At 71.8% G+C, this 20,556-nt stretch carries 3 protein-coding genes; all 3 read left to right on the top strand.

Features of this window, described 5'->3' with window-relative positions; translation table 11 throughout:
* Positions 1-28: 28 nt before the first annotated feature.
* The 3 genes from EYF70_RS26480 to EYF70_RS26470 are packed head-to-tail and all read left to right on the top strand — an operon-like array spanning position 29 to position 20,505.
* Positions 29-10,900 (top strand): non-ribosomal peptide synthetase/type I polyketide synthase, encoded by a 10,872-nt coding sequence (locus EYF70_RS26480; RefSeq protein WP_165497796.1) that lies wholly within the window; start codon positions 29-31, stop codon positions 10,898-10,900.
* Between the two features lie 10 nt (positions 10,901-10,910).
* On the top strand, positions 10,911-14,930 hold the full coding sequence (locus tag EYF70_RS26475) for a non-ribosomal peptide synthetase (RefSeq protein ID WP_131148055.1): 4,020 nt from the start codon (positions 10,911-10,913) through the stop codon (positions 14,928-14,930).
* Positions 14,931-14,949: 19 nt separating this feature from the next.
* Entirely contained in the window at positions 14,950-20,505 is a 5,556-nt protein-coding gene (locus EYF70_RS26470; RefSeq protein WP_165497795.1) for a type I polyketide synthase, read from the top strand.
* The last annotated feature ends 51 nt before the right edge of the window (positions 20,506-20,556 follow it).

Genomic DNA, 20,556 nt, shown 5'->3' with positions numbered 1-20,556 from the left:
ACAAAACAATCAGGGGCAGAAGATGAACATGCATGACGACTTCGCACCGCGCGACCTGGTGGACCTGCTGCGACAGCAGGCGGCCCGGCTGCCGGATTTCCCGGTATTGACCTACCTGCGGGACGGCGAGGAAGCCGCCGCCACCGCCACCTTCGCCCAGCTCGACAGGGAAGCGCGCGCCATCGCCCAGGCGCTGATCGCCAGCACGCAGCCCGGCGACCGGGTGATGCTGCTGTACCTGCCGGGCATGGAATTCACCAGCGCGTATTTCGGCTGCCTGTACGCGGGCCGGATCGCGGTGCCGCTGCCGCCGCCGCGGCCGGCGCGCCTGCAGCAGACGCTGGAAAAACTGCTGGCCATCGGCGCCTCGGCCGCGCCGCGCGCGGTGCTGACCACGCGCCTGCTGGCGGACAAGGCGGCCGAGTCGTTCGATGCCATGCCGGCCCTGCGCGGCATGGCCTGGATCGCCAGCGAAGAAGTCGACATGGCGGGCGCCGATGCATGGCAAGCCCCGCGCATCGATCCGCACGACGTGGCCTTCCTGCAGTACACGTCCGGCTCCACCGCGCTGCCGAAAGGCGTGATGCTGACGCACGCGAACCTGCTGGCCAATACCGGCTACTTTGCCCGCGGCTGCGCGCACGGCGAGCATTCGAGCCTGCTCAACTGGCTGCCACCGTTCCACGACCTGGGCCTGATCTATGGCCTGCTGACGCCTATCCGGCTGGCGATCCGCGGCTACATCATGCCGAACGCCTCGTTCGTGCAGCAACCGTCGCGCTGGGTGCGCGCCATCAGCCGCTACCGCATCACGCACACGATGGGTCCGAACTTCGCCTTCGACCTCGCCATGAAGAGCGTCACGGCCGGCGAGCTGGCCGAACTCGACCTGTCGTGCTGGCAGGGTGCCCTCAATGGCGCCGAGCCGGTGCGCATGGAAACCATGCGCGCCTTCACGGAGAAGTTCGCGCCGGCAGGCTTCAGGGCAGGTGTCTTCAACCCCAGCTGGGGCCTGGCCGAAGCCAGCTGCATCGTCACCGGCAGCCACCTGGAGGCGGCCGGCCAGGCACCGCACGGCCTGCACGTGGATACCCGCGCGCTGGAAATGCACCGCGTCGCCATGCGCGCCGAGGGCGGAACGGGCACCACGTGGCTGGCCTGCAGCGGCTATCCGATCGGCGACACGGAACTGGCGATCGTCGATCCGGCCACCCGCCGGCATTGCGCCGCGGACCGCGTGGGTGAAATCTGGGTGCGCAACGCCGCCGTCGGCGCAGGCTACTGGGAAAATCCGGAACGCACCGAAGACACCTTCGGCGCCGTGCTGGTGGAGGACGATGCGCAGGTCAGCCCGCGGCGCTGGATGCGCACCGGCGACCTGGGCTTCCTGCACGACGGGCAGGTCGTCATCGCCGGCCGCATGAAGGACGTGATCATCATCCGCGGCCGGAACCACTATCCCCAGGATATCGAACATACCGTCGACAGCGCGCACCCGCTGCTGCGCCCGGCCGGCGCGGCGGCGTTCGCGGTGCCTGTCGACGGCACGGAGCAGTTGTGCGTGGTGGCGGAAACCGACCGCCGTTTCAACGCCGGGCGGGATACCGAGGAAGTGCTGACGGCCATCCGCCGCCGCATCGCCGACAGCCACGAGCTGAAGGTGGCCGGTATCGCGCTGATCCGCCAGGGCACGATCCCGAAGACCACCAGCGGCAAGGTACAGCGGCGCGCCACCAGCGCGATGTTCCTGGACGGCACGCTGGAAGAAAAGGCGGCCTGGCGCAGCCCGGCGCTGCTGGCCGCGCCCGAAACCGCCGAGTCCACGGCGGGACCGGCCCCGGCCAACGCGGCCCGCATCGAGGCGTGGCTGCGCGAGCGTGTGGCAGCGCTGGCCGGGCTGCCGCTCGAGGCAATCCGCCCCGAGCGCGCGTTTGCCGACTGGGGCCTCGATTCGAACGACGCCGTGCGGCTCTCCGGCGAACTGGAACGGCAGTTCCAGCTGGTCTTGCCCACCACGCTGCTGTTCGATCACCCGACACCGGCCGCCTGCGCGCGGCACCTGGCCACGCTGGCCGCGCCGGCGATACCGGCGCAGGCGGCGGCCCCGGCACAGGACGGCGTGGTCGTCGTCGGCATGCACGGCCGCTTCCCCGGCGCGCCGGACCTGGCGTCGTTCTGGGAACTGCTGCGGGAAGGGCGCCCGGCGGTCGGCCTGCCGCCGGCGGCGCGCGGTGCGCTCGGTGCCGCCGGCCAGGCCGGCTGGCTGGACGACATTGACGGCTTCGATGCGCCGTTCTTCCACCTGGCCGCGCACGAAGCGGCGCGCATGGACCCGCGCCAGCGCCTGCTGCTGATGAGCGCCTGGCATGCGCTGGAGGCGGCACGCATCCCGCGCGAACAGCTGGCCGGCAGCCGCACCGGCGTGTTCGTCGGCGTCAGCGGCCAGGAATACGGCCAGCGCGTGCTGGACGAGACGGATGGCGCCCACGCCGCCACGGGCGGCGCCAACAGCATCGTCGCCAACCGGCTGTCGTACTTCCTCGACCTGCGCGGCCCCAGCCTGGCCATCGACACGGCGTGTTCGTCGTCGCTGGTCGCGCTGCATACGGCATGGCGCAGCCTGCTCGACGGCGACTGCGATACCGCCATCGTGGCCGGCGTCAACCTGCTGCTCGACGAGCGGCTGTCGGCCACGCTGCGCCGCGCCGGCATGCTGTCGCCCAGCGGCGCCTGCCACAGCTTCGACGCGGCGGCCGACGGCTACGTGCGCGGCGAAGGCGTGGTCACCGTCGTGCTGCGCCGCCGTGAAATGGCCGAGGCTTACGGCAATCCCATCCTCGCCCGCATCGCCGGCAGCGCCATCAACCAGGATGGCCGCAGCTTCGGGCTGACGGCGCCGAACGGCAACGCCCAGCAGCAACTGGTGCGCGCCGCGCTCGATGCCGCGGGCATCGCCGGCGCCGCCCTGCAGTACGTGGAAGCGCACGGCACCGGCACGGCGCTGGGCGATCCGATCGAGTGGAACGCGCTGAACGCCGTGGTCGGCGCCGGCCGTGGCGATGGCGGCATGCCGTGCCTGGTCGGCACTGTCAAGGCCAATATCGGCCACCTGGAAGCGGCCGCGGGCCTGGCCGGCTTCGCCAAGGCCGTGCTGTGCCTGCGGTACCAGCAGGTGCCGCCCGTTGCCGGGCTGGCGCAAGCCAATCCCCGGCTCGATCGCGCCGAAGGCCGGCTGCACCTGGCCGACGGCAAGCCGCTGGCCGCGCCGCTGCGCCACGTGGGCGTCACGTCGATGGGCTTCGGCGGCAGCAATGCCCACGTGATCCTGGAGCGCCATGACAGCGTGGCATCTTTGGCCGCGCAGCCATCCGATTGCCTGCCTGATTCACTGGCCGCCACCGTGCTGCCGGTCGGCGCGGAATCGGCAACGGCGCTGGACGCGCTGTGCCGGGCCTATGCGCGGCAAGTGCGCGACGAACCGGCGGCGCTTCAGCGTATCGCCCGCGCCGCCGCGGCGGGCCGCTCGGCACTGTCGCACCGCGCCGTGGCCATCGGTACCGATGCGGCGGACATCGCTGCGCAACTGGACGGCGGAACCCCGTTGCGCGGCGACGTGACCGGCCGCGCGGCGCCGCGCATCGCTTTCGTGTTCGGCGGGCAGGGCGCGCAGCACGCCGCGATGGGCGCGGACCTGTACCGCCATGTGCCGGCCTATCGCGAAGCATTCGATGCCGCCGCCGCCGCGTTCGCCCGGCACGGCTTGCCGGTGGCGGACCACCTGTATGGCGCCGCGCCGCTGGATGACGCGGTGCTGGCGCGGACCGCGTTCGCCCAGCCCGCGCTGTTCGCCTGCGAATACGCGCTGGCGTGGACGCTGATGGCCGGCGGCATCCAGCCGGCCGCCGCGTTCGGCCACAGCCTGGGCGAGTACGTGGCCGCGTGCATCGCCGGCGCGCTCGACCTGGACGACGCCGCGCTGCTGGTCGCCACGCGCGCCCGGCTGATGGCGCGCTGCACCGGCGGCGCGATGCAGGCTGTCACCGGGCGTGCCGACCTGCTCGACAGCTGGCTGGGGCGGCTGCCCGGCGGCGTCGAAGTGGCGGCCGTCAACGCGCCCGGCGTGGTCACGCTGACCGGCCCGGCCGCGGCGCTCGACACCGCCCGTGCCGCCGCGCAGGCGGCCGGCTTCACGGTGCAGGCGCTGCAGGTCGAAACGGCGTTCCACTCGGCGCTGATGGACCCGGTGCTGGAGGAATTCGGCCACGTGGCCGCCGGCATCGGCTACCGCACGCCCGTGATCCCGCTGTACGGCAACCTGCACGGTGCCCGGCTGGCGCAGGTCGATGGCGCCTACTGGACCGGGCACCTGCGCCGCACCGTGCGGTTCGCCGACTGCATGGCCGCCGCCCAGGAAGACGGTGCCGACGTGCTGCTGGAAATCGCCCCGCAAGCGGTGCTGGCCGGGCTGCTGCGGCGCGGCGCCTTGCCCGGCACCGAAGTGGTGTCGTGCGTGCCCGGCGAAGCGGCGCGCGGCCTGCTTGCCGCGCTGGGCCGCCTGTACTGCATCGGCGCCCGGCCCGACTGGGCGGCACTGCTCGGCACCGACGCCGATCCCGCCATCGCGCTGCCCGCCTATCCGTTCGATCTCGCTCCCCACTGGATTTCCCGTTCCGAGGCCCCCGCAATGAATGCTCCCCATACTCCCGCGGCGGTTGCCGCGACCATTCCAGCTTTCGACACCGCCGGCTGGCTGCGCACCGCGCTGGCCGAACTGCTGCGCTGCCCGCCCGCCGCGCTGGACAGCCGCCGCAGCTTCCTGGAAAGCGGCGCCGATTCGCTGGTGCTGACCGAATTCGGCGGCCGCATCGAAGCGCACTTCGGCGTGCGGGTGGAATTGCCCGCGCTGTTCGAAGGGCTCGATACGATCGAGCGGCTGGCCACGCACCTGGCGTCCCATGCGCCGGTGACGGCCGCGCCATCCGTAGCGCCGGCCACTTCAGTTGTGGAGGCGAATCCGGCGGCTGCTCCACTCGCCGCGGCGATGCCTGCGATTGCACCCCTTGCCGCCGCAATGCCGGCGGCCGGCGGCATCGGCGACCTGGCCCGGTTGTTCGAGCAGCAGCTCGCCACGCTGCGCGATGCGATGGCGCTGCAGGTATCGCAAGGCGGCAGTATGGCCGCCGTCACGCCATCCGCCGTACAGCTGGCCGATGTTCAGCCAATCAATATTCAGCCAGCCATGGCTCCGCAGGCCGCCGTACAGCCCATCCCCTCGCCGCAGCCGCCGGCCGCGCCGGCCCTCGACAGCCGCAAGCAGGCCCACATCGACGAACTGGCCCGCGCCTACACCGCGAAGACCGCCGGCTCGCGTGCGTATGCCGAGCAGCACCGCGCCGTGTTCGCCGATTACCGCAGCTCGCTGGGCTTCAAGCGCGCCACCAAGGAGATGATCTATCCGCTGGTGGTCGACCGGGGCGCCGGCAGCCACATCACCGATGTCGACGGCAACGACTATGTCGACCTGACCATGGCTTTCGGCGCCTGCCTGTTCGGCCACAACCCGCCGATGGTGGTCGACGCCTTGCGCCGGCAACTGGCCGACGGCATCCAGGTGGGGCCGAAATCGCCGTTGTCCGGCCGGGCCGCCGCCCTGGTCGCGCGGCTGACCGGCGCCGAGCGCGTGGCGTTCGCCAACTCCGGCACCGAAGCCGTGATGACGGCGATCCGGCTGGCACGCGCCGTCACGGGCCGCACCCGCATCATCCGGTTCACCGGCTCCTACCACGGCCATGCCGATGCCACGCTGGCCAGCGCCGGCCGCAACGGCCCGGAAGGCCAGCCCGGCGCACCCGGCGTGCCGGCATCGAGCGCGCGGGAAGTGGTCATGCTGGAGTGGGGCACCGAGGCCTCGCTGCAAAAGATCCGCGAACTGGCGCCGGAAGCGGCGGCCATCATCGCCGAGCCGGTGCAGAGCCGCCGCCCCGGCCTGCAGCCGAAGGCATTCCTGCAGGCGCTGCGCGGCATCGCCGACGACACCGGCTGCGCGCTGATGTTCGATGAAATCATCACCGGCTTCCGGCTGCACGCCGGCGGCGCCCAGGCCTGGTATGGCGTGCAGGCCGACATCGCCTCGTACGGCAAGGTGGCCGGCGGCGGCATGCCGATCGGGATCATCGCCGGCCGCGCGCGCTTCATGGATGCGATCGACGGCGGCGCCTGGCGCTATGGCGACGATTCCGCGCCGCGCCAGCCGCACACCTTCTTTGCCGGCACGTTCTCGGGCCATCCGCTGACGATGGCGGCGTGCATCGCCGTGCTGGAGCGCATCGAGGCTGAAGGCGAAGACCTGTACCGCACGCTGAACGGCCGCACGGAACGGCTGGCGGCGCGGCTGAACGCGCACTACGCCGCCGCGCAATTCCCGATCCGCGTCGACCACGCCGGCTCGCTGCTGCGCTTCGTGTTCTTCAACAATTTCAGCGTCGAGTTCCAGCCCGTCGAAGCGAACCTGTTCTTCTATCACATGACCCTGCGCGGCGTGTACATCTGGGAAGGGCATACCTGCTTCCTGACCACCGCGCACGCCGATGCCGACCTGGAACGCATCGTCGCCGCCGCCATCGACAGCGCCAACGCGATGCGTGCCGGCGGCTTCTTCCCGGCGCCGGACGGTGGCGGCATAGTGCCGGACAAGACAGCAGACAAAACGCCGGACCAGGCGCAGGACAAAGCACAGGTCAAAGCGCAGGAAAAAACGCCCGCCGCGCCGCACGAAGCCGCGCTGGCGCTGGACGATTTCGCGCTGGCCGCGTTCGCCGACGCCCTCGTCAGGCTGGGCTGGCGCGAGGATGTGGCGGCCGCCGTGGCGCCGTCCCACGGCAGGCTGCTGAACCGCATGCTGGAACACCTGGGCACGGCCCGCGGCGATGCGCTGCGCCGGCTGGCCGCCACGCTGCCGCAGCGCCGCGCCGTGCTCGATGAGCGCCTGCCGCGGGCCATCGCCGCGCTGGCCGTCCGCAGTGCGGAAGCGTTGCCGGAGGTGCTGGCGGGCCGGCGCGAAGCGGTCGACGTGCTGTTCCGCGGCGAAGGTTTCGAATGGCTGACGCGCCTGTATGCGGAAGCACCCGGCGCGGCCGCCGCCAACGAACGGCTGGTCCAGGCGGTGCTGGAATGCCAGCGTGGCGCGGGCCGTCCGCTGCGCATCCTGGAAGCAGGCGCCGGCACCGGCACCGTCGCGCGCCAGCTGCTGCCCCGCCTGGGCAGCGGCAGCGAATACTGGTACACCGACATCTCGCCGGCATTCCTGGCCCGTGCCGAACATGAGCTGGCCGATGGCCGCGTCACGTACCGGCGCTTCGACATCACCCGCGCCGCGGCGGCGCAGGACATCGGCGGCACGTTCGACGTGGTCATTGCCGCCAACGTGGTGCATGCCACGCCGGACCTGGGCGCCACGCTGGCCAACCTGTCCTCGCTGCTGGCCGATGGCGGCACGCTGCTTCTGCAGGAATGCACCCACCCGCACGCGTGGCTGGATCTCGTGTTCGGCATCACCGAAGGCTGGTGGCAGCGCGCGGATACCGACGTGCGTCCCACCCACGCGCTGATGCCGCCGGAACGCTGGCACGATCGCCTGGCTGCCGCCGGGTTCAGGCAGCCGGAAACACTGGCCCTTGCTGCCGGGCAGGCGGTGCTGAGCGCACAGCCGAACCGCGACATGCTGCTGCCGATGTCGGAAGCGCAGCGCCAGATCCTCGTCCACCTGGAGCTGGGCGAACGCATCGCGCCGGCCTACAACGAAGGCGCGCTGTTCGCCATCACCGGCGAGCTCGATGCCGGCCTGCTGGAGCAGGCATGGGCCGCCGCGGCGGCACGGCACCCGCTGCTGCGCGCCCGGGTGGCCGAAGGGGACACGCAATTCGTGGTGCCCGCCGACGCGACCGTGGCGCTTCAGCACGTTGCGCTTCAACAGGTGGATTTTTCCATGCTGGGCAACGGTGCGAAGGAGCGTGCCCGCGACTGGATCGCGGTGCGCCAGCGCACGCCGCTCGATCCGCGCCGCGGCCCGCTGGCCGGCGCCTGGCTGCTGCGGCTGCCGTCCGGCGAAGCGTGGCTGTACCTGCTGGCGCACCACCTGGTCATCGACGGCATGTCGTTCGGCCGCCTGGCCGGCGAACTGTGGGCGCTGTACGGCGCGCTGCGGAACGGCGACGCTTCGGGCACCACGGCGCAGCTGAAGCCGGTGCTGCCGGTGGCGGCGGCATGCCGCAAGCTCGACGACATCGATCCGGCCGCCGCCGCGTACTGGCGCGACCGGCTGGCGCAGGTGCCGCCGGCGCCCGAGCTGCCCACCGACCGCCCGCTGCCGGCCGTGCAGCGCTTCGAGGCGGGCCGCGTCACGCTGCAACTGCCGGCGGCGATGCTGGACGCCGTGCGCCAGCTGGGCGCGGCCGCCCAGGCCACGCCGTTCATGACCCTCAACGCGGCCTGGCGCCTGCTGCTGGCCCGGCTGGGCGGCGCCGCCCGTTTCGTCATCGGCGTGCCCGTGTCCGTGCATCCGGCCGCGGCGGCCGAGTCGTATGTCGGCTTCGGCGTCAACGTCGTGCCCCTGATGGCCGAGGTGGTGGCCGACCAGCCGTTTACCGGCTTCCTGCGTGCCGTGCGCGCCGAAGTGGCCGACGCGCTGTCGCATCGGGCTTTCCCGTTCGCCGACATGGTGCGCACCGCCGGCCTGGAACGCGATCCGGCCCGGCCCGCCCTCGTGCAGGTGCTGTTCAATTGCGAAGCGCACGATGCCTGGCAGGGTGCCGGCGTGGCGACGCGGACCCTGGTGCCGCCCGCTACCCACACGAAGTACGAACTGACGCTGGATGCGCTGCTGGGCACCGATGGCATCGAACTGGTGCTGACCTATTCGGCGGCGCTGTTCGATGAAGCCACCGCGCTGCGGATGCTGCGCCGCTATGCGCACCTGCTGCAACGGATTACCGCCGCGCCGCAACAGCCGCTGGCCGCGTTCGATGCGCTGCTGCCGGAAGAGCGCGAAGCCGTCACGCGGCAGGCGCCGGTGGCCATCAACGAAAGCTGCCTGCACCGGCTGGTCGAGGCGCAGGCCGCGCGCGACCCGGACGCGGTGGCGCTGCGCCACGGCGCCGCGACGATGACGTTCGGCGCACTCGATGCCCGCGCCAACCGGCTGGCCAACGCGCTGCTGGCGCGCGGCGTACGGCCGGAAGACCGCATCGCCGTCTGCCTGCCGCGCACCATGGACCTGCCCGCGGCATTGCTGGCCGTGCTGAAAGCGGGCTGCGCCTATGTGCCGGTCGATCCGGCCTACCCGGCCGCGTACATCGAGACCGTGCTGCGCCTGTCCGGCGCCGCGCTGGTGATCACCGCCGCCGGCATGGGCGAGGTGGCGCTGGGCACGTGCCCGCGCCTGATCCTGGACGATGCTGTGCTGGCTGCGCAATCGCCGCAGGTACCGCCGGTCGAGGTCTCGCCGCACCAGCTGGCCTACGTGATCTTCACGTCCGGCTCCACCGGCGAACCGAAGGGCGTGGCGATCGAGCACCGCACCGTGTGCACTTTCCTGGACTGGGCCGCCGCCGAGTTCACGGCCGGCGAACGGGCCGGCATGCTGGCGTCGACCTCTGTGTGCTTCGACCTGTCCGTGTTCGAGCTGTTCCTGCCGCTGGCGCATGGCGGCAAGGTGATCCTGGTCGACAACGTGCTCGCGCTGACGCAGGACGGCGACTTCGCTGCGCAGTTTTCCGACGTGACCCTGGTAAACACCGTGCCCAGCGCCGCCGCCGAGCTGGCCCGGCAACAGTGCCTGCCAGCGGCGGTGCGGGTATTGAACCTGGCCGGTGAAGCGCTGCCGCAGGTGCTGGTCGACCAGGTGCGCGCGCTGTGGCCGCACCTCACCGTCTGCAACCTGTACGGCCCGACCGAGGACACCACGTATTCCACGTGGCTGCGCCTGGCGCCGGGCGAGGGCGGCGCCGTGACGATCGGCCGTCCGCTGCCGGGCACCCGGCTGTACCTGCTCGATCCCCATGCCGACGGCGCGCCGCAGCCGGTGCCGGCCGGCGCGCAGGGCGAGATCTGCCTGGCCGGCAATGGCCTGGCGCGCGGCTACCTGGGCCGCCCCGGCATGACCGCCGGGCGCTTCCTGCCCGATCCGCTGTCCGGCATCCCCGGCAGCCGCATGTACCGCACGGGTGACCTGGGCCGGCTGCTGCCCGACGGCACCGTGGAATACCTGGGCCGGCGCGACGACCAGTTGAAGATCCGCGGCCACCGCGTGGAACTGGGCGCCATCGACGCGGCGCTGCGCGCCGTGCCGGGCGTCGAGGCCGGCGCCGCCGTGGCGCACGGCGAACCGGCGCGGCTGGCGGCTTTCTACAGTGCCCCTGCCGGCGTGGACGACCTGGGCGACACCATCCGCGCCGCGCTGGCCGAGCGCCTGCCGCGCTGGATGGTGCCGTCGTCCTTCCACCGGCTGGCCGCGCTGCCGCTGACGCCGAACGGCAAGACCGACCGCCGCGCGCTGGCCAGCCTGGCTACCGAGGTGCCGGACAGCGGCGCCGCCGGGCATCTGCGGGCACCCCGCAACGCCATCGAGGAAGACCTGGTGCAGCGCTTTGCGCGCCACCTCGGCCTGGCGCCGGAAGCGATCGGCATCGACGGCGATTTCTTCGCGCTCGGTGGCCACTCGCTGCTGGCCACGCGGCTGCTGTTCGACGTGAACACTCACTGGCAGGCGGCGCTGCGCCTGTCCGACCTGATGACGCGGCCGACCGTGGCCGAACTGTCGCAAACGCTGCTGGCCGCGCTGGCCGAGGGCGTGGGCGACCTGCATGAACTGGTGGCCGAAGTGTCCGCCCATTCCGCGCTGTAAGGAGAAGCACATGGATATCATCGACAAGATCGCCGGCCTGTCCCGCGCCCAGACCGAAGCGCTGCTGGCACGCATGCGCGAACGGCGCGAAGTGGTGGCCCGCGGGCAGGGCGTGCCGCGGCTGGACCCCGATCCGGAGCGCCGCCGCAAGCCTTTCCCGCTGACGGAAATCCAGCAGGCCTACTGGGTCGGCCGGCAGGGCGGCTTCGCGATGGGCAACGTGTCCGCGCACGGCTACCTGGAAGTCGAGGCACGCGGTGCCGACTTGCAGGGACTGGAACGTGCGTTCAACCGCGTCATCGCCCGGCATGACATGCTGCGCGCCGTGATGCAGTCGGACGGCAACCAGCGCATCCTGGCCGACGTGCCGTACTACCGCTTCAGGGTGGAAGACCTGTCGGCGCTGCCGGCGGCGGAGCGGGGCGAACGCCTGGCCGCGCTGCGCGAGGAACTGTCGCACCAGGTGCTGCCGGCCGACGTGTGGCCGCTGTTCGAGATCCGCGCCAGCCGGCTGCCGGACGGCCTGCTGCGCCTGCACCTGTCGCTCGACGTGCTGATCCTGGATGCGCACAGTTTCGACCTGATCAGCGCCGACTGGCAGTACTACCACGACCACCCGGAAGGCGAACTGGCACCGCTGGCGTTCTCGTTCGCCGACTACGAAGCGGGGCTGCGGCAGATGGAGGGCACGCCGGCGTTCCAGGAATCGCTGCACTACTGGCGCAACCGGCTGGACGACCTGCCGCCGCCGCCGGAATTCCCGCTGGCGCGCAGCCCGGAATCGATCGCCGCGCCGAAGTTCACGCACCGCAGCCTGCGCCTGCCGCGCGCCGACTGGGAAGCGCTGAAGAAGCGTGCCGGCGCGCTGCGCATCACGCCGGCCGCGCTGCTGCTGTCGATCTATGCCTGCGTGGTGCGGCGCTGGTCGCAGTCGCCGCGGTTCACCCTGAACCTGACCCTGTTCAACCGGCTGCCGTTCCACCCGGACGTCGACCGGCTGGTCGGCGACTTCACCACCGTCACGCTGCTGGCGTTCGACCTGTCGACCCCGCGCGCCTTTGCCGACATCGCGCTGGGCGTGCAGCGGCAGCTGTGGCAGGACCTCGACCACCGCGCCGTCAGCGGCGTGCGCGTGCTGCGCGAACTCACCGAGCGCCGGCGCGGCGCCGGGTCGGTGATGATGCCGGTGGTCTTCACCGGTGCCCTGAACGGGAATGTGAACGGCAACGGCAACGGCCAGGGCGACACGGACGTGGCGCCGCTGGACTGGCTGGGCCATACCGCCTATGCCGTCACGCAGACGCCGCAGGTGTGGCTCGACTGCCAGGCCGGCGAGTACGGCGGCGACCTGGCCATCGACTGGGACAGCGTGGATGAACTGTTCCAGCACGGCTTCGTCGACGCCATGTTCGATGCCTTCAGCGGCCTGCTGCAGCGGCTGGCCCGCGACGGCGCCGCGTGGCAGCACCCGCGGCTCGACCTGGTGCCGGCCGCCCAGCAGGCCCTGGTGGCCCGCAGCAACGCCACCACGGCGCCCGTGCCGGCCGGACTGCTGCACGAACCACTGCTGGCGCAATGCCATGCGCGGCCGGACAGCCTGGCGGTGGCCGACGGCGGCCGCACGCTGACCTTCGGCGCGCTGTACCGCGAAGCCAACGCGCTGGCCCATGCGCTGTGCGCCCGCCAGGTGCCGACCGGTGCGCTGGTGGCCGTGATGCTGCCGAAGTCGGCCGCCCAGGTGGTGGCCGTGCTGGGCATCCTGGAAGCGGGCACCGCCTACCTGCCGATCGAACCGGGCCTGCCGCAGGAACGCATCGATGAAGTGCTGCGCCTGTCCGGCGCGGCCGCCGTCGTCACCGATGCGGCCACGCTGCGGCACCGCTCCATCGCCGGTTGCCTGGTCATCGAGCTCGATGGGCTGGTGCCGGGCACGCCGCGGCCGCTGCCGGCCCTGCGCGCGCCCGGCGACCTGGCGTACGTGATCTACACGTCCGGCTCGACGGGCACGCCGAAGGGCGTGGCGATCGACCACCGCGGCGCGCTGAACACCTGCGCCGACGTCAACCAGCGGATGGGCGTCGGCGCGAACGACCGCGTGCTGGGCCTGTCCGCGCTCAACTTCGACCTGTCGGTGTGGGACATCTTCGGCGTGCTGGGCGCCGGCGGCGCGCTGGTGCTGCCGGCGCCCGGCCAGGCGCGCGAACCGGCGCACTGGGCGGAGATCATGGCGCGCCATGGCGTCACGCTGTGGAACACGGTGCCGGCCCTGCTCGACCTGTACGTCGGCTACCTGCGCGACGTGGCCGAACGGCCGGATACGCGGCTGCGCGTGGCGATGATGAGCGGCGACTGGATCTCGCTGGCATTGCCGGCGCAGCTGCGCACCTGGTGCCCGAACGCGGCCATCTACAGCCTGGGCGGCGCGACCGAGGCCTCGATCTGGTCGGTCCTGCACCCCGTCGGCGAAGTCGATCCCGCCTGGCGCAGCATCCCGTACGGCAAGCCGATGGCGAACCAGCGCTTCCATGTGCGCGACACGAACCTGGACGATTGCCCGGTCGGCGTGCCCGGCGAACTGTGCATCGGCGGCATCGGCGTGGCGGTCGGCTACTGGAACGATGGCGAACGCACCGCGCAGGCCTTCGTGACCTGCCCGCGCAGCGGCGAGCGGCTGTATCGCACCGGCGACCTGGGGCGCTGGCTGCCCGACGGCACGCTGGAAATCCTCGGGCGCCTCGACTTCCAGGTGAAGGTCAACGGCTACCGCGTGGAGCTGGGCGAGATCGAAAGCGCGATGAATGCCTGGCCGGGCGTGCAGACGGCGGTCGCCAGCGTGGGCGCCGGCAAGGCCGGCCAGCTGGTCGGCTATTACCTGCGCGACGACGCGGGCAGTACCGCCAAGCTGCAGGGCGTGCTGTCGCAGCCGGGCCTGCGCCTGCTGGACGGCGCCGGCACGGCGCTCAACGACACGGCGCCGCGGCGTATCGCACGCCGTTCGACGCGGGTGTTCGCCGCCGACACGGTTCCGCCGGAAGCCCTGGCCCGCCTGCTCGAACCGCTGCGCCAGGGCGGCGAGGATGGCATGCCGCGCTACCGCTACGCGTCGGCCGGTGGCCTGTATCCGGTGCAGCTGTACCTGCACATCCGCCGCGTGGCGGGGATCGAATCCGGCATGTACTACTACCACCCGGTGCGCAACGTGCTGCAACGGCTGCCGGCCGGCGCGGAGCTGGACCTGGAGCTGTACCCGCGCCGCAACCAGCCGATCGTGGCCGCCGCCGCGTTCCAGCTGTTCCTGGTCGGTTCGCGGCAGGCGATCGAGCCGCAGTACGGCGCGGCGGCACCCACGCTGTGCCTGCTGGAGGCCGGCGCCATCAGCCACCTGCTGGAAGATGCCGCGGCCGCGGCCGGCCTGGGCCTGGTGCAGCTGGGCGGCTTCGATGCCGAACGGGCCGGCGATCCATTCGCGCTGGGTGCCGATGCGATGTACCTGCACATGCTGGCCGGCGGTCTGCCGGGGCAGCAGGCGGCGGATGCGGATGCGCCGCTGTCGAAGGCCGCGTTCGAGGATGGCCTGCGCGCCCACCTGGCCCGCCGCCTGCCCGAGTACATGGTGCCGCGCCAGTTCGTGCGGCTCGACTCGCTGCCGCTGTCCGCCAACGGCAAGGTGGACCGCAAGGCGCTGCCGGAGCCGGTGGCCAGGCAGGCGCAGGGCAGCACGCGCGCCGGCGCCACCAGCCCGCTGGCCGCCGACATCTGCGCGCTGTGGGCGGACGTGCTCGGCGTCGCGCAGGTGGGCCCGGACGACAACTTCTTCGACCTGGGCGGCACCTCCGTGGACATGATCCGCATTCACACGCGGCTCCAGCCCCGCCTGCCGCGCGAGGTGAGCCTGCTCGACATGTTCTTCGGCCACCCGACCATCGCCGACCTGGTGCGGCACGTGGAGGGCGCCGCCATGCCGGCCACCGGGACCTGCACGACCAATGACAACAACGCACCGCGCGGCCGCCGCCGCCGGGCTCAATGACACCATTCAGGGGAACACCATGAAAGAGAACCAAGTTTCGTCCGGCAAGATCGCGATCATCGGCATCAGCGGCCGCTTCCCGGGCGCGCCCGACGTGGAAAGCTTCTGGAACATGCTGTGCGAAAGCCGCAGCGCGCTGCGCCAGTTCACGCCGGAGGAAATCCGCGCGGGCATCGATGCCCACGACTACCTGACCGTGCCCTACGTCGAGCGGCAGGTGGCCGGCGGCGGCTGGGTCGGCGCCGGCTACCACCTGCCGGACGTGGACAAGTTCGATGCCGGCTTCTTCGGCTATTCGCCCAGCGAGGCGGAGCTGATCGATCCGCAGCAGCGGCTGTTCCTGGAAGCGTCGTGGGCGGCGATGGAAGATGCCGGCTACGCGCCGGACGGCTACCGCGGCACGGCTGCCGTGTATGCCGGCACCGGGCTGTCGCGCTACTTCCTGAATAATGTGTATTCCAACCGCGAGATCATGTGCGCATCGGACCGCGACCTGATCGCCGGCATCGGCAACGAACCGGACTACCTCAGCAACCGCGTCGCCTACAAGCTCAATCTCACCGGCCCTTCCGTCACGGTGCAGACGGCGTGCTCCACGTCGCTGGTGGCGATCCACATGGCGTGCCAGGCGCTGCGCGCCGGCGAATGCGACCTGTCGCTGGCCGGCGGGTCGATGGCCACCGTGCCGGCCGGCCACGGCTACCACTACACGGAAGGCAGCCTGAATTCGGACGATGGCTGCATCCGCGCCTTCGACGCGGGCGCCAAGGGCACCGTGTTTTCCGAGGGCGGAGTGGGCGTCATCGTGCTGAAGCGCCTGGAAGATGCCGAGGCGGACGACGACAACATCTACGCGGTGATCCGCGGCTCGGCCGTCACCAACGATGGCTCGCACAAGGCCGGCTACACGGCACCGGGCATCGATGGCCAGGTGGAGGCAGTGACGCGGGCGCTGAAGGCCGCCCGCACCAACCCGGACGACATCGGCTACATCGAGGCGCACGGCACCGGCACGTCGCTGGGCGACCCGATCGAGATCACCGCCCTGACGCGCGCCTTCCGCGCCCACACGGACCGCAGCGGCTATTGCGCGATCGGTTCCGTGAAAACCAACGTGGGCCACCTGGCGCCCGCTGCAGGCGTGGCCGGCGTGATCAAGGCCGCGCTGGCCGCGCGTTCCGGCATGCTGCCTCCCAGCCTGCATTACGATACGCCGAACCCGCGCATCGATTTCCCGGCGACGCCGTTCTTCGTCAACGACCGCCTGAACGAATGGCGCACGGCGCCCGGCAGCAAGCGGATCGCCGCCGTCAGCTCGTTCGGCATCGGCGGCACCAATGCCCACCTGATCCTGGAGGAGCCGCCGGTCACCAAGCCCACCGTGTCGGGCGAGAAGCTGCGCATCTTCCCGCTGTCGGCGAAGACGCCCGGCGCGCTGGGCCGCGCCGCCGGCCAGCTGGCCCGCTTCCTCGAGCGCCACCCGGAAACGGACCTGGACGACGTGGCGTTCACGCTGCAGGAGGGGCGCCGCGCATTCGACCAGCGCGGCACCGTGGTGGCGCGCACCGCCGCCGAACTGATCGGCAACCTGGACAAACTGGCAAAAGAGCCGGGCAAGACACCCGCACTGCCGGCCACGAAGAAACTGGCCTTGCTGTTCACGGGCCAGGGTTCGCAGTACGCCGGCATGGCGCGCGAGCTGCATGCGCAGTTCACGGTCTTCCGCGATACGTTCGATGCCTGCTGCGCCACGCTGGCGCGCCACCTCGACACCGACCTGGCCCGGCTGCTGCTGGCCGGGGCCCCCACGGAGGCGGACAGCGCGCTGCTGCGTGAAACACGCCATGCGCAACCGGCGCTGTTCACCGTCGAATACGCGCTGGCGATGCAGCTGCAGGCCTGGAAGATCGCGCCGGCCGCGCTGCTGGGCCACAGCCTGGGCGAATACGTGGCCGCCACCGTGGCCGGCGTGTTCACGCTGGACGACGCGTTGCGCCTGGTGGCACTGCGCGGCCGACTGATGCACGCGATGCCGGCCGGCGCCATGCTGTCGATCGGGGGCGGCGAGGCGGAGGCGCGTGGCTGCCTGCGTGAAGGCATCGAGCTGGCCGCCGTCAACAGCCCGCGTGCCAGCGTCGTTTCCGGTCCGCTGGCGGCCATCGATGCGCTGGCGGCCGAGCTGGAGGCGGCCGGCACCGGCTGCCGCAGGCTGCAGACCTCGCATGCCTTCCATTCCGCGATGATGCGGCCACTGGCCGGGCAGTTCCGCGCCGCCGTCGCCGCGGCCGCACCGCGGGCGCCAACGATTCCGGTGGTGTCGAACGTCACCGGCACATGGCTGACGGCGGCCGAGGCCACCGATCCCGATTACTGGGTGCGTCACCTGCTGTCGCCCGTGCTGTTCCAGGCCGGCGTGGAAACGCTGCTGGCCGATGGCTGCGGCTTCCTCGTCGAAGCCGGGCCGGCGGGCGTGCTCAGTACCTTCGTGCGCCACATCGCCGGAACCGTCGCGGGCAAGCCCGCCGCCGTGGCTGTGCCCCTGATGCGCCATCCGCAGGATGCGCTGCCCGCCGACCGCTTCCTGCTGGCCGCCCTGGGCAACCTGTGGGCGGCGGGCCATGCGCTCGACTATGCCGGCGTGGATGCGTTCAACCTGGGCCGCCGCATTCCGCTGCCCACCTATCCGTTCGCGCGCGAACGCCACTGGATGGAGCCGCCGCTGGCGCCGAGCGGCAGCCTCGATGCGGGCCTGCGCCGCAGCGCCGACATGGGCGAATGGTTCCATGCCGCGTCGTGGCGCCGGCAGCCGTGGCTGGATGCCGTGCCCGCGCTTGCGGGCCGCAAGGTACTGCTACTGGCCCATGACGATGCCCAGGGCAATGCGCTGGCGGCGGCCTTGCGCGGCGTCGGCGCCACCGTGGCCTGGGCCGAGCCGGGCCCCGCGTTCGGCGTGCTGGACGACGGGGCGTACTGGGTGCGCCCAGACCAGCCGGCCGACTGGGAAGCGCTGGCGCGGCATGCCGGCAAGCCCGATGCGATCGTCCATGCCTGGCTGCTGCCGGCCAGCGGCGGCGACACGGTCGCCAACAGCGGCGCCACGCTGGAACTGGGCTTCCACACGCTGCTGGCGCTGACGCAGGCATTCGGCAACGATGCCGGTGAACGGCTGCCGCTGCTGAGCGTGGCCAGCGAAGTGTTCGACGTGCAGCCGGGAGAAGCGGTCGATGCCGTGAAGGCCACGATGCTGGGCGCGCACCTGGCGATCGGCTACGAACACCGGGCCATCGCCAGCCGCGTGCTGGACGTGCAGGACGGGATACAAGACAGGGTAGAGGACAGGGTAGAGGACGTTGGCCGGCTGATGCTCGACGAGCTGGCCCGCCTGCAGGCGGCGCCGCATGCGCCGGCCGGCCCGGCGGACCAGTTCGTGGCGGAGCGGCACGGCGCGCGCTGGCTGGCCCATGTCGAGACGATGGCGGTGCCGGAACCGGCAGTGCCGGCCACGCTGGCGGCCGAGGGCACGTACCTCGTCACTGGCGGCCTGGGGGGCCTGGGCCTGGAGTTTGCCGACGTGCTGGTGGAGCGCGGTGCGCGCCACCTGGTGCTGGTGGGCCGCAACACGCTGCCGCCGCAGGCCGAATGGAACGCGTGGCTGGCGGCGCATCCCGGCGATGCCGCGGGCCACGAACGTATCCGCCGCCTGCAGCGCATGGCGGCGCGCGGCGCGCAGGTCGCCACCGAGCGGTGCGACATCACCGATCCGGCCGCGGTGCGTGCCATGGTCGGGCGCGTGCACGGTGCCATGCCACCCGTGCGCGGCGTCGTCCACGCGGCCGGCATTGCCGGTGCCGGCATGATGGCGTTGAAGACCCGCGCCCAGGCCGACGCCGTGCTGGCGCCGAAGGTGCTGGGCGCGCTGGCGGTGGAAGAAGCATTGGCCGGCCAGCCGCTCGATTTCTTCGTCGTCGTGTCGTCGCTGTTCGGCACGATCGGCGGCATCGGCCAGGCCGATTACGCGGCCGCCAACGCCTTCCTCGATGCGTTTGCCCGGAGCCGCAGTGCGCGCGGCCGGCGCACGCTGTCGCTGGCCTATGGCGGCTGGCGCGAAGTCGGCATGGCGGTCGCCATGGGCCATACGCCTTCCGCGCCGGCGCTGCCGGCCGGCCGCACGCTGGCCCACCCATACCTGTTCAGCCGCGCCGAGGAAGGCGCCACGTTGCGGTTCACCGCACACCTGCGTGCGCAGGACCATTGGGCGCTGCAGGACCACCGCATCCACGGCACCCCCGTGATGCCGGGCACGGCGCTGATCGAGATGGTGCGCGCCGCGTGGGAGGAAGCGGCCGGCGGTGGCGAGGGAGGAGAGGGTCATGCATGCACCCTGGGCGACGTGTTCTTCTACCGCCCGCTGTTCGTGCCGGCCGACCGGCTGGTCACGGTCGACGTGCTGCTGCAGCGCGTGGGCGAGGGTTATGCGGTCGAGGTGAAGGAGGGGGACAGCCCCGTCTTGTCGGCCACCGTGTCGGCTGGCGTCCGGGCCGGCGCGCCGGAGGCCGACCTGGCGGCGATCGCCGAGGAATGCCGCGCCGACGTGCTGGAATTCCCCGGCGGCGCCGCGGCGATGGTAGGCGAGGATGGCTTCCTGGAACTGGGACGCCATTGGCAGGTGGTGCGCCGTATCCGCCTGGGCGGGCGGCAACTGCTGGGCGAGCTGGCACTGCCGGACGGCATGGCGGACGACGCCGCGCTGGGCCTGCACCCGGCCTTGCTGGACATGGCCACCGGCCCGATCACCGGCCACCTGCTGGCGCGGCTGGACCTGGGGCTGCAGGACGAATACCTGCCGTTCACCTACGGCGCCCTGGCTGTCCACGGCCGGCTGGGCACGCACCTGTACAGCCACGTGAAGTTCGGCGGCATCTCCGACGACCGCGACGTGATCCGCTTCGACATCGCGCTGTACGCGCCGGATGGCACGGTGCTGGCCGAGGTGACCGACTTCCAGCTGCGCCGGGTTCCGGCCGGGGCATTGAAGGCACAACCCGCTGCCGCCGCGCCGGCCGTGGACGACGGCTCGATCTCGCCGCAGGAAGGCCGCGCGCTGTTCGCCCGCGCCCTGTCGCTGAGGAATGGCGGCCACTGGATCGTCAATCCGCACCCGGTGGACGCGCTGCTGCGCAAGCTGCGCGACGAGCGCATCGCACCGGCCGCCGCCCCCGTGGAGAAGAAAAAAGTGGTGCGCGAGGACGTGATCGCCGCGCCGCCCACCAATCCCACCGAGGAAGTGCTGGTGGGGATCATCGAAGGCGCGCTGGGCATCACGCCGGTGGGCATCCACGACAACTTCTTCGACCTGGGCATCGATTCCGTGATCGGCATCCAGGTGGTGTCGCATGCCCGCAAGCATGGCGTGCTGCTGAAGCCGAACCAGCTGTTCGAACACCAGACGGTGGCCGAGCTGGCGGCCGTGGCCGAGGCGATCGGGGAAGCGCCAGCACCGCAGGCCCCCGCGCCCGAGCCGGAGCTGGTGGCCGCCGACGACCTGAATGCCGTGCTGCACGCGCTGGCCGACTGACCACGGAATTGACGAAACCGAGCAGTGGATTGAACGACAGACGAGACCCGA

This window comes from Pseudoduganella albidiflava (assembly GCF_004322755.1).
In the GTDB taxonomy this organism is placed as follows: Bacteria; Pseudomonadota; Gammaproteobacteria; order Burkholderiales; family Burkholderiaceae_D; genus Rugamonas; species Rugamonas albidiflava.
This window is presented reverse-complemented; position numbering and strand designations above follow the sequence as displayed.